This is a genomic window from Chroococcus sp. FPU101, from assembly GCF_017312365.1.
Taxonomy (GTDB): Bacteria; Cyanobacteriota; Cyanobacteriia; order Cyanobacteriales; family Microcystaceae; genus Chroococcus.
Map to the genome: position 1 here is coordinate 1 of NZ_BLJI01000071.1, position 10,269 is coordinate 10,269.

Here is a 10,269-nt window from a genome sequence, read left to right on the forward strand (position 1 = left end):
CTTGACTTTTGCAAGAGTTCTAGTGACCCTCTTCGGCGGCTGCACCCAAAACATGAATCAGTCCTGACTGATAGCGAAATTTAGACCAGGGGGATACTCCTAGATTTTGAGCAATTTTGTCCGCCGTGATAAAACCGATGCCAAAAATATCTTCGGCTAGTTGGTAAGGATTATCGGTGACAACAGCGATCGCTCTTTCGCCATATTGTTTGAAGATTTTTACCGCATAAAGTGTTGATACACCATGACCTTGCAGGAACACCATCACCTCTTTGATCGCTTTTTGGGCTGACCAAGCTTTTTGAATCTGAGCCACCCGTTTTCGTCCGATGCCTTCTACTTCAATGAGGCGATCAATACGGTTTTCGATCACTTCTAAGGTTTCTAACCCAAAGCAAGCCACAATTCTTTTTGCGGTAACTGGCCCAACTCCTTTTATTAACCCACTGCCCAAATACTTTTCAAGCCCTGTCAATGTCGCTGGTTTGGTTTCGGTGTACTGCACGACTTGGAATTGCTGTCCATGTTTCGGGTGGTTTTGCCAATGTCCCCTTAGTTGCAGAGTTTGACCCGCTTGGATGTTGGAAAAATTACCAGTAATTGTTACTAAGTCTTGAAAACCAGAGACTTTCAATCGTGCTACCGTATAGCCTGAGTCTTCGGCATGGAAGGTAATACGCTCAATCACTCCCGTCAAGGATTCTGAAGCTTTAGACTGTCCAAGAGAGGCAGAACTTGGCATGATTTTTAATCTACAGGTAGCAATTTCATTGTAAGCGTTTCCCATCGTTTCTAAACAAATGTACTAACTTTTAAAAGAATTGAGTTACTGTTTTACAGTTATGTAAAAATTACTATTAAAAGAATTCCAGTTAGCAAGCGGAATAAAAATCAGCGTAAATGGGTGAGAATTTGGTCAACATCTGTTGAACCGAAAAAAGCTTAAGGCTCCAAATTTTCATCTAGCCACTTTTCGAGAGTAGCTAATTTTTTTTCCAGTTGCTTCCAAAGCTCAGGGCGCTCGCGCCAATTCTGCGTTTTGAGCTTATTGGCTAACTGACTGACTCGTTGGTTGGGTGTGATGTTAGTTTTAGGAGTTTTTGTGATAGATGCTTGCCATTCTTTGACTTTTTCGGTAATTTGTCGATGCGACCAATCTTGAGCGATCGCCATCGCTAGAATTTCTTTGCGTTTTTCTTCATCCGAAATTTTAGCAATCGCCATCGCTTTTGTATATGCGATTTGTCCTCGTTTCAATTCATTAAGAAGATCTGAGGGAAGCTTAAGAAGAGGTAATCGGCTACTAACAAAGGATTCCCACGTCATCGTCCCTATAGCTTTAAATACCTCGATTACGCTTTTCATCTCTTCACTAACCAAAACGTTTTGGTTAGCCAATCCTTTAGCCTCATTATTCATGCGATAGAAAAGACTTTTAACCTCTTCTTCCTCCTTTTCAAGGGTTAAAGCTAAAAGTTGAAGAATGCTTTGAGTTTCTTCAAAAGCATTTAGATCTTCCCGTTGTAAGTTCTCGATTAGAGCAAGCGAGAGAGCTTCTTGATCCGATAGCGATTTAACAAGAGCAGGCACTTCAAACAGAGCTAACTCAGTAGCTGAACGATACCGTCTTTCTCCAACTACTAATTCATATCCTTGAGCAATAGGGCGCACGATCAACGGTTGCAAGATTCCATGCTGACGGATCGATTCGGTTAACTTCTGTTGAGTTGGAGGATCAAAATACTTGCGAGGTTGAGAAGATGGCAGACTAATTTTACCTAACGGAATCAATTGAGTCGGTGACTCACGGTACTCTACATTACTATAAGCTTCAGCATCTAAAAAAAGGGCAACATTGTTAAGCTTCAAATTTTGAGTGGTCATAGTTTCATTAGTCCTTCAGCAATAGAACAAAGAGTAACGACGGCTGGGTGAGAAGGGCGGTAAAGTGCGAGGGGAAGGCGACGCTGGCTGGCATCAGGGAAAACAGTCGTATAAGGGAGAGGCGCATAAACGGTTGCCAAGGCAGATAGCTGCTCTCCAATTGACTGATTAACTTGGTACTGGTGACTGGTACGACGGTCATAAATGGTAGGAATAAATCCAGCAAAATTAAGTGTAGGATTAGCTAACTGTCTGATTTCTGAGACGGTTTTGAGTAGCAGATCAGTTCCTTCAAACGCTTTACTTTGAGTTTGAATCGGGACAAGAACATGAGTTGAGGCAACCAAGCTCAAAATAGAAAGAATCCCTAAGCTAGGAGGACAGTCAATGAGGATAAAATCGTACTCCTTTAAAAAAGGAACAATAGCATTTTTTAAACGTAGTTCTCTCATAACTAACGTCACTAATTGCTTTTCAGCAGCACTCAATTGGATACTGGCTGGAACCAAATCTAAGTTGACATGATGAATTTTTGAGTGTCGAGGCAGAGGAACATTATCAACGAGAGAGCGATAGACTGTTTCTGTTAGATCTTGAGGAGTTAATCCCATAAAAGAAGTAAGGGAGGCTTGTGGATCAAGGTCAATCGCTAGGACTTTTTGTTCTTTAACTGCCAGATGGTAACTCAGATTATGGGTGATCGTTGTCTTACCTACTCCTCCAGATTGATTAAAAACTGAAATAATAGTCGTCATAAAATAGAGATCTCGTGGGAATTTATCCGTTTTAATCTTACTGCACTTTGATAATAATCTAGTTGCTTGGTAATTCGAGAATTGCTGAAAAGCGCAGCGAAGGGCATCGCACTCTATCTACAAGGGCGAGTGCTTCATGAGAAGCAGAAATATCAGGAAAAGAAGGTTGAATCGGAATTAAAACTAAATCGGTAATTAAGAGGATTGCTCGTTGAACTTCAGCAAAATCTCCCGCTTCGTCAATAATAATATAGTCAAAATTTTCAGTTCAAGAAGGCAGCATATCGAGTAAGGGATCGGGTTCGGTAATTCGATAAACTTTCTTGAGAGGGATGTTCTCACTTAGGTTATCGATCCATTGTGATGATGTTGTTTGCGCGTCGGCATCCACTAAGGCAACTTTTAAATTTTGTCCTAATAAATGACGACATAAATAAACGGCTGTGGTTGATTTGCTAACCCCACCTTTTAAATTGATCAGCGCGATAATTCTAGTCATAATCTTTCCACTTAGATATAGCTGCTTTATCAAGTCCCTTAGAAAAACTGAACAATTGACAGAAATCACATTCAAGATAACCAAGCAAGGTCAGCACTACTTCGATTTCTAATCGCTTGAAGTGTCCGTAATAATATTTGATCACCGTACTGTCCCTTAATTTAGTGTTGCTAACCAGATGTACCTGCCTCAAATTTTTCTCTTGCAATAATGAGGGAAGATTCGATGTAAGCGTTAGGGGGATTGTCTCAGGGATCTGACAATTTCCCAGGCGACTGATTCCTTTATTGCCATCGACTAATTCATAGATCTCAAAATAGTCACCGAGCGGAAGACGGGTTGCTCCGATCAGGACGCACAAGTTATATACGTCAAGCATCTTAGGATTCTGATTATTCCTAAGCGAGTGCCATGTGCTTCGTCGGATGTTGGTTCTTGACTCTAAAAGGTTGAGGTTCAGCTTCGCTAAAACTTGCGGAAGCTTACTTTCAAACTGCAAAATGAGATTTTTTCCAGGTAAGGGTACAGTAACGGGCATTTTGAGTATTAGAGCTTCCTTTTTGATGACGCTCCAATCTTAACCCTAGCAAAACATTGTAGTTTCGGACAGAGACTTCTAATTTCCATTCGGCTTTTTTAGAACAGAAAGAGCGCGTTGAAGCCTTTTCGATTCTTTGTAAAGATTTTATAAGAAAAGTTGTACGAAACTTTAAAGTTTCGTACAATACAGATAGATAAAAAGAAGTCGAATGACTTCTTGTTCAATAAAACTAATAGATCAATTATGACACAAGCTATTCTCAACCAGTGGGTTACTGTAGGCGGCATTCCCTACCCCGAATACTACTACGAACCCGAACTCGAACCAATTGAGCAGGAGATCATGATTCAGTTTCAAGTAACGAGCGAATACGAGATCCCCGTTCCCCGATTCACTTACTTACAACGAGTAATCTTGAGTGCCGCTCCTCAGTTGATTCCCCAAACGATTACCGCCATGCGCCTCAACGCTATTAAAAGCAAAGTGACTGGAGACTTCAAAGATTCTCCTTACTGGCTCTACGGAATCCAAAAAAATGGTGATCTCAAATGGTTTGAAGAGGATGAGCTAATCGACTTCAACTCCACCTCAAATTATTACGACGAAATCTAATTCAAGCAAGAGGGAAATCCTGAAAAATTTTCCTTTTGTCTGATTACCAACACAAAACGACAAAAAAAACACAAGAACAAGGAATTAAATTAACATGAGTGCCTTAATCGTTTTCGGACAAAGACCGAAAGATTCGATTTTCATGCCCCAAGTCCCTTATGCGGTGCGTAATGACTGTTCGACTGGACAATGGAAAATCGGTGATGATGATTTTCGAGGCAACACCATTGAAATATCAATCATCAAAGTTGCACAGTTTTTCGGGACATTAGGAAAAACCCAAAATACCCAATGGTTTCAAGTTTGGTTCATCCCTGCACCAAATTGTGAAAATTTACCCAAAAATACCGTCTGCTATACTTACATTAAGACCCGCAGCATCACCCAGTTTTCTCAAAAAGTCACCGAATTGATGGAATCAGGAGAACCCGCCGAAGGGATTTTTCTTGCTTCATTTGAGAAGCATTCCAACGAATACGGCAATTACTATTCAATTAAATGGGACTGGCGCGAACGTCAGACGGAGCCTGAAAAAAAACAACTTTCTTTAATTGCTTCTTTTCTCTTGTCACGCCCTCAACTGGTTGACCTTTCAACTAAACTTATTCCGATTGATGGGCTAACACCAGAAGAAATTGAACGAATAGTACGTTCTCTTCATTCTGAAGGTGAGCCAACTGAATCCGTTAAACCGTCTCGTAAATAACTATTATGAGAGGCTAGTCAGTCTAGCCTCTCCTTAAATCATTCAGGAGAAATGGCAATGCTGAGTAATCTGGCTCAAATCTGCCAAAAATCGGAAATTACTAACCGCATTATTATTAAAGTCAACGCTGAAATACGCCAAAAAAGGGAACAGACTAAACACGCTTGTAAAAACTGTGTCTTCTTTAACCAAAATGCCTACTTAATGTGTGCAGTACGCCCCGATGTTCCAACTCAAAGCTATACAAACATTAACGATTGTCTCGACTGGGAGCTAACATAATGACCTTGAACATTACCCGTGTTGATACTCCTAACGGCCGTTTCTATCAAACCCCTTCAGGTTTATTACCCAGTGTAAATCTGATTCTTGATGCAACTACTCCAGAAGCCGATCGCCTAAAATTTGAAAAATGGCGTAGTCAGCACCCTAACTCCTATCCCGCCCGAAGAGGGACACTTCTACATGAAGCGATTGCCTATTTGATTAACACAGGTCAACCGCCCATTTCTCTAGACCCTGAGATTCAGCCCTACTGGAACTCGATTCTCCCTTGGCTCAAGATAGCGGGTCAAACAACAAGCATCATCTATCCCAATACCAGTGAGAGAGTAGCAGCAGTTGAGTTAGCCGTTTATGAACCTCGTCTTGGCTATGCGGGAACTCTTGACTGGGTTGGTGAATGGAATAAAGGAACAATAGCGTTAGTCGATTTTAAGAGTAGCCATCGTCATCAACGCCGCGAATGGCTGACACGATACAGACTTCAATGTGCAGCTTATCAACTGGCTTTTGAATTCCTCTTTAACATCGAGATTTCTAAAATTGTTATTCCGATCGCCCTTCCTGGCAGAATCGCTCAAGTTTTTGAATTTCACTCTGAAGACATGAAACAAGGTCAAGCCCAATGGTTAGAAAGACTTGACCAATATCAACAAATTGTAAGAGAGGAAAAATTATTATGTTAAGCAGCCTCCTTTCTTAAAGCTTCGATCAAGCCTGGGCAGTGTGTTCAGGTTTACGATCGCTCGATTCAACAAAAGAAAAATTGTTAACTTTCCTTTACAAAATCATTTTCGGATGACGAATTCTCAACCATCGACAGGCTAGATTATCCCGATAACAAGCCGTACCATCAGGGATGTTGACCCCAGCGATCGCCCCTAGTCCCAAACCGATTAACAAAACCAGCATCAAGGAAAACAACGAACTGCACATCAATTGTATTTCCTGACGCATCACACGGCGATGTCGTTCTTCTTCTCGATTTTGTGCTTCATTTAAACGAATGGCTTCTTCTTTTAGCTTTAATGCCCCTGAAAATTCCTGACAAAAAATGATTAACTGCTGGAAGACCCACTGTTGAGCAAGGCGAGCGTCGAGTCCGTGTTGCTCAATAATTTCAACTTTCCCTCATTATCTCCAGTCATTAAAGCCAAAAATTGTTGTCTATATTGAGGATTTTGCAATTGCTCAATTATCTGAGCTTGATATCGGCTAATAAATAAAGCTTTTATACGCTGATATTGCTCAAGCGGAATTAAGGCGAGATTAGCAATACTTGAAAGCATTGTCTCCGCCGCCTGATCAGCCAGTTCGAGAACTAATTTTTCTAACCCTTCTTCTCCTAGTTGTGTCTCTACTTGAGTAGAGTTCGAGTTATTTTTAGCCTCCGCAACAACGATCGCTATTGCCTCCTCAACCCCTTTTCCCTCTTTAATCAAAATGCAGACTTTTTCAAAGCCCTCTAATTGAATTTTTGTGGGTTTTCCAGGATTCTTGACCTTCATTCCCGCTAAGATTTCCGAGATCCTTTCTTCAATAATTTCGTACTTGTTGGCAATCTCTTTAATTGCTTCGTTCATGATTAAAATTCCTCATCATCAAAATTTAGGTTTTCTTCAAAATCAAAGTCATCGGTACTCCGCCCCCCCAGGGGGAGAAAAACGTCTTCCTTCCAGTCGCGGTTAATGGGGGCATCGTTGGGGTTGACAGGGGTGCCTACCACAGTTTCTCTAGAAGAGAAGTCCTGGCAACGATTTAAGGCTAGGGCAAAGTAAGTCTCGCTCTGAGTTCGGGAAATTGCGATCAGTTGTTCAATGTCTTTTCGACTCGCTCCCGATAAAGCGGCTCCAAGCGGTGCAAACAAACACGCGATCGCTATTTCTACTCCTGCCCTTAGCTGAATTTCACCTGAGTTTAAATACTTGGCGGCTAATCCTGCTGGTTTAGTCTCGATAAAAGTCGTCTCAATTTTTAGAGGATACTGCTTTGGCATTTTTCCCGCCCTTCGTTGCCTCTAACGTTTTGCTTTGAGTCGCTTTTACTCCCGATAACCCTTTATAGTACCCATAGCAATCGGCAAATCGATGGAGTAAATCACTTTTACGTTCCATTTTGAAACGCTCGAAAAATTCTAGCATGAGCGATTTACACCAATGTAAGCGAATGCCGAACAACTCTTGGAACAACCCATCAAGTTCGGTTGAGAAAAAGTTAGCCGTCCCACCCGTCGTTAAAATACAACTCAATCCCGATAAATCCAGTGAACTAAACTGCGATCGCCGATCCACCCAGTATTGATGTTTGGCCTCTTTAATTGCTTGTTGTAACAAACCAATCTCTGAGGGACTTTTGGTTTGCGTCAGATGGCAAAGGATGTCAGGATTTAGATTCTTTCCGGCTTTGGCTAAAAATTCAGCCGCTTTTAGCTCGTAGGTAATCGGAAATTGCAAAGTTGTAATAAAGTCGTGCATCCCCGTCCCTGGAAATGTTCTTGATCGTTCTGTGATTAGTTTCCCATTGTTGAAGTACAACCATGAGCTATCACTATGCCCCACGACCAGTACCGCTACCCGTTCAGAGGGATGCGCTTGATAGATGCCGTATCCTTCTGGCTTAAATTCAATTGTTTTTAAGCGAATATTGGTCAACCGATCTCCGTTAAATTCAAATCCTACTGTTGATTCATCTTCTACCGTTCCTAGAATTTGCTTGAGCCAGGGAGCTAAGAGCCTTCGATCTTCATATTCATCAAAAGGCAACAAAATTCCTAACTCTACATGAACTTGCTCCGTTGTCTGTAATTCACAACGTACCAGATATCCTAAAAAAACCAACACTTTAGCCAGCAGCTTCTCAAACTTGCGATCGCTTACTGTAATCAGCCCCAGTCTGACTGCCGTTTCCCCTACTTCAAAATAGACACGGTTTCCATCCTTGGGATCTAAATAAGACACTAGGTTTGAACCTAAACCCACTGACTCACCCGCACCATCAAGTAAATGCCGATAGGTGGCTTCCGTCAGTTGCCGAACTGATGGCTCGATTAAAAAGTATTTTTCAACTCGCTCAAAAGGGAACTCATCTTTTAAATACTCTACGATCGCCTTTGTTCCACTTGTCCCTGGATCGATGATCACTTTGCTCTTAATTTCAGAAAGCATTAGTTCAAGAATGACAAAAAATAAAACTAGCTTTTTGGCCAAGAGAACGATTATTTGAATAGTTGTCTCTTGCCTTTTCCCCATTGTGCCATACTCTTTTTCAAAAAGTCGTTAACTCTTAATTTATTGATGTCCTGATTTGACCTGATTTGACCTGATTTGTCCATTTGTTTATGGTTTTGTATGACAATTTGCGTAAAGGCTCTTTATACTTGACTTTTATGTGGTTTTCCTTCATGATCATATTAAGTTTAGTTGCACCACACCACTCGCCACCCCAGTTCACTTACACGTATTTTTCACGCAGAAATTTTGGGTTTAATTTTGTATTACCAAACGAAACTTTTTGTAGCATATTAGCCAAAACTTATGCTCACGATCAAAACCATCAAGTCGGGCATTCGAGAAAAAGAAGAATACTACACTGAAGATGAGTCGTTAGCCTCGGAATTAGAACAGACGGACTCGACAGAACTTACTGAGTTTCAGAAATTAACGACAGCCGTTTGGCATGAAATAGGAACTAAAGCGTTAGGCCCAGAGGGCATTATTACTAAAGAAGATTTTAAATCCCTGTTATATGGACATCAGCTAGGAACCACTGATCGCATTCGAGGGACAAAAACTCATTCAAAATCACAAGAACGACTGGCTGAAGATCTAACCTTTTCGGCTCCGAAGAGTGTATCGATCGCACTACATATTGGTCAGGACTGGCGATTGTTTGAGGCTCATACCCAATCAGTCAAGGAAGTCCTTGATGAAGTTGGACAACGATACTTGACGACCCGAATCCAAAAAAACGGAGAACGGCAGGTTGTTAAAGCCGACAATGCGATCGTTGCTTTAATCCCCCATCACACCTCACGAGACGGCGACCTACAACTTCACACCCATGCCGTCATCATGAATGGGACAAAAGGAGATGATGGCGTTTGGCGAAGTCTCCACAACGATGCTCTCTCACGGCAAAGATGGCTCGGAAACCTTTACCGACAAAAGTTAGCCCAAAAAGTTCAGGAATTAGGTTACTCCATCTATGAAACTAAAGATGGGTTTGAGATCGAGGGAATTAAACGAGGCGATATTGAAGCCTTTAGTAAGCGATCGCGTTCGATCATCCAACAGATTGAAAAACAGGGTTTAGAAGTAACTCCTGAAAATCGAGACAGGGCAACGCTGACAACTCGCAAGGCGAAACACATCACTCAATCTTTAGAAGAATTTCAACAGCAATGGAAAGACCAAGCCGATCTGATTGGCGTACAGATTCCATCCCCCTCAGACAATCAAGTTCAGTTGTTGGGTTGTCAAACCGCTTCAGAGGCGTTAAATAGCGCGATCGCTCACTTTGAGGAACGCTCAGTAGCTATAGCGCGAGAAGAGATTTACCACTATGTTTTTAACCACATTCAAAGTTTTCATTTATCAGAACTGGATCAGGCGATTAACTCTCACCCCGAACTAATCTCTGTCGAAGGAGGACGGTTCACCACTGTTGGCGCAATTGAGCGAGAAATTGAAACCGTTGGGCAATGGATGAAGGGTCAAGGACAAGCAACTCCTCTATTGCCTGCTCCTAACTTAGAAGGAACTAAGCTCAACTCAGGTCAAGCGGAAGCGATCGCATTAACTCTAACTTCATCCGACACCCATCAGATTATTCACGGTCTATCAGGTGTTGGTAAAACAACCGCTTTAGGAGAACTCAAGCGACAGTTAGACGGGACAGGAATTGAAATTCGGGGTTTTTCCCCAACTATCGAGGCGGCTTCTCAACTCCAAAAAGAACTAGGAATTACGACTAATACCAATTCATTAAATGT

14 protein-coding genes are annotated in these 10,269 nt (G+C 41.7%); 5 read left to right on the plus strand and 9 right to left on the minus strand.

Annotation, left to right across the window (positions count from 1 at the left end; translation table 11 throughout):
- Positions 1 to 19 precede the first annotated feature (19 nt).
- From CFPU101_RS24420 to CFPU101_RS24440, 5 genes are all read right to left on the minus strand, one after another.
- Entirely contained in the window at positions 20 to 742 is a 723-nt protein-coding gene (locus CFPU101_RS24420) for a helix-hairpin-helix domain-containing protein (protein WP_206818371.1), read from the minus strand.
- A gap of 200 nt (positions 743 to 942) precedes the next feature.
- Positions 943 to 1,884 carry a ParB/RepB/Spo0J family partition protein gene (locus tag CFPU101_RS24425; RefSeq protein WP_206818373.1) on the minus strand — a complete coding sequence of 314 codons (942 nt, stop codon included), beginning with the start codon at positions 1,882 to 1,884 and terminating at the stop codon, positions 943 to 945.
- A complete protein-coding gene (locus CFPU101_RS24430) occupies positions 1,881 to 2,639 on the minus strand; it encodes a ParA family protein (RefSeq protein ID WP_206818375.1) in 759 nt (252 codons plus the stop codon). Before CFPU101_RS24430 ends, CFPU101_RS24425 begins: the two co-directional genes overlap by 4 nt.
- A gap of 268 nt (positions 2,640 to 2,907) precedes the next feature.
- Entirely contained in the window at positions 2,908 to 3,138 is a 231-nt protein-coding gene (locus CFPU101_RS24435) for a ParA family protein (protein ID WP_206818377.1), read from the minus strand.
- Positions 3,131 to 3,676, minus strand: coding sequence for a helix-turn-helix domain-containing protein (locus CFPU101_RS24440; RefSeq protein ID WP_206818379.1), 546 nt, complete (start codon positions 3,674 to 3,676; stop codon positions 3,131 to 3,133). Before CFPU101_RS24440 ends, CFPU101_RS24435 begins: the two co-directional genes overlap by 8 nt.
- Positions 3,677 to 3,922: 246 nt before the next feature.
- On the opposite strand from CFPU101_RS24440, the gene CFPU101_RS24445 reads away from it, so the two are divergent.
- From CFPU101_RS24445 to CFPU101_RS24460, 4 genes are all read left to right on the plus strand, one after another.
- The gene (locus CFPU101_RS24445) at positions 3,923 to 4,291 is read left to right on the plus strand and encodes a hypothetical protein (RefSeq protein ID WP_206818381.1); all 369 of its coding nucleotides are present in this window, start codon (positions 3,923 to 3,925) and stop codon (positions 4,289 to 4,291) included.
- A 94-nt stretch (positions 4,292 to 4,385) separates the two neighbouring features.
- The gene (locus tag CFPU101_RS24450) at positions 4,386 to 4,997 is read left to right on the plus strand and encodes a hypothetical protein (protein ID WP_206818383.1); all 612 of its coding nucleotides are present in this window, start codon (positions 4,386 to 4,388) and stop codon (positions 4,995 to 4,997) included.
- Between the two features lie 57 nt (positions 4,998 to 5,054).
- Positions 5,055 to 5,279: a hypothetical protein gene (locus tag CFPU101_RS24455; RefSeq protein WP_206818384.1), complete on the plus strand. Its 225-nt coding sequence runs from the start codon at positions 5,055 to 5,057 to the stop codon at positions 5,277 to 5,279.
- Complete coding sequence (locus CFPU101_RS24460; RefSeq protein WP_206818386.1) at positions 5,279 to 5,965, plus strand: hypothetical protein; 687 nt, start codon at positions 5,279 to 5,281, stop codon at positions 5,963 to 5,965. The genes CFPU101_RS24455 and CFPU101_RS24460 overlap by 1 nt, the downstream gene beginning before the upstream one ends.
- Positions 5,966 to 6,059: 94 nt before the next feature.
- Here CFPU101_RS24460 and CFPU101_RS24465 read toward each other — a convergent pair whose 3' ends face one another.
- From CFPU101_RS24465 to CFPU101_RS24480, 4 genes are all read right to left on the minus strand, one after another.
- Positions 6,060 to 6,215: a hypothetical protein gene (locus CFPU101_RS24465; protein ID WP_206818388.1), complete on the minus strand. Its 156-nt coding sequence runs from the start codon at positions 6,213 to 6,215 to the stop codon at positions 6,060 to 6,062.
- Positions 6,216 to 6,337: 122 nt separating this feature from the next.
- Positions 6,338 to 6,862: a hypothetical protein gene (locus tag CFPU101_RS24470; RefSeq protein ID WP_206818391.1), complete on the minus strand. Its 525-nt coding sequence runs from the start codon at positions 6,860 to 6,862 to the stop codon at positions 6,338 to 6,340.
- A 2-nt stretch (positions 6,863 to 6,864) separates the two neighbouring features.
- The gene (locus CFPU101_RS24475; RefSeq protein ID WP_206818393.1) at positions 6,865 to 7,275 is read right to left on the minus strand and encodes a hypothetical protein; all 411 of its coding nucleotides are present in this window, start codon (positions 7,273 to 7,275) and stop codon (positions 6,865 to 6,867) included.
- Positions 7,247 to 8,443 carry a ParM/StbA family protein gene (locus tag CFPU101_RS24480; protein WP_206818395.1) on the minus strand — a complete coding sequence of 399 codons (1,197 nt, stop codon included), beginning with the start codon at positions 8,441 to 8,443 and terminating at the stop codon, positions 7,247 to 7,249. The genes CFPU101_RS24475 and CFPU101_RS24480 overlap by 29 nt, the downstream gene beginning before the upstream one ends.
- A gap of 369 nt (positions 8,444 to 8,812) precedes the next feature.
- Here CFPU101_RS24480 and mobF point away from each other — a divergent pair.
- A partial coding sequence (gene mobF, locus CFPU101_RS24485; RefSeq protein ID WP_206818397.1) for a MobF family relaxase occupies positions 8,813 to 10,269 on the plus strand: 1,457 nt, incomplete at its 3' end.

Coding starts and splice junctions, on each gene's coding strand:
- CFPU101_RS24420 (WP_206818371.1), bottom strand. CDS start 742: ATGCCAAGTTCTGCCTCTCTTGGACAGTCTAAAGCTTCAGAATCCTTG.
- CFPU101_RS24425 (WP_206818373.1), bottom strand. CDS start 1,884: ATGACCACTCAAAATTTGAAGCTTAACAATGTTGCCCTTTTTTTAGAT.
- CFPU101_RS24430 (WP_206818375.1), bottom strand. CDS start 2,639: ATGACGACTATTATTTCAGTTTTTAATCAATCTGGAGGAGTAGGTAAG.
- CFPU101_RS24435 (WP_206818377.1), bottom strand. CDS start 3,138: ATGACTAGAATTATCGCGCTGATCAATTTAAAAGGTGGGGTTAGCAAA.
- CFPU101_RS24440 (WP_206818379.1), bottom strand. CDS start 3,676: ATGCCCGTTACTGTACCCTTACCTGGAAAAAATCTCATTTTGCAGTTT.
- CFPU101_RS24445 (WP_206818381.1), top strand. CDS start 3,923: ATGACACAAGCTATTCTCAACCAGTGGGTTACTGTAGGCGGCATTCCC.
- CFPU101_RS24450 (WP_206818383.1), top strand. CDS start 4,386: ATGAGTGCCTTAATCGTTTTCGGACAAAGACCGAAAGATTCGATTTTC.
- CFPU101_RS24455 (WP_206818384.1), top strand. CDS start 5,055: ATGCTGAGTAATCTGGCTCAAATCTGCCAAAAATCGGAAATTACTAAC.
- CFPU101_RS24460 (WP_206818386.1), top strand. CDS start 5,279: ATGACCTTGAACATTACCCGTGTTGATACTCCTAACGGCCGTTTCTAT.
- CFPU101_RS24465 (WP_206818388.1), bottom strand. CDS start 6,215: ATGTGCAGTTCGTTGTTTTCCTTGATGCTGGTTTTGTTAATCGGTTTG.
- CFPU101_RS24470 (WP_206818391.1), bottom strand. CDS start 6,862: ATGAACGAAGCAATTAAAGAGATTGCCAACAAGTACGAAATTATTGAA.
- CFPU101_RS24475 (WP_206818393.1), bottom strand. CDS start 7,275: ATGCCAAAGCAGTATCCTCTAAAAATTGAGACGACTTTTATCGAGACT.
- CFPU101_RS24480 (WP_206818395.1), bottom strand. CDS start 8,443: ATGCTTTCTGAAATTAAGAGCAAAGTGATCATCGATCCAGGGACAAGT.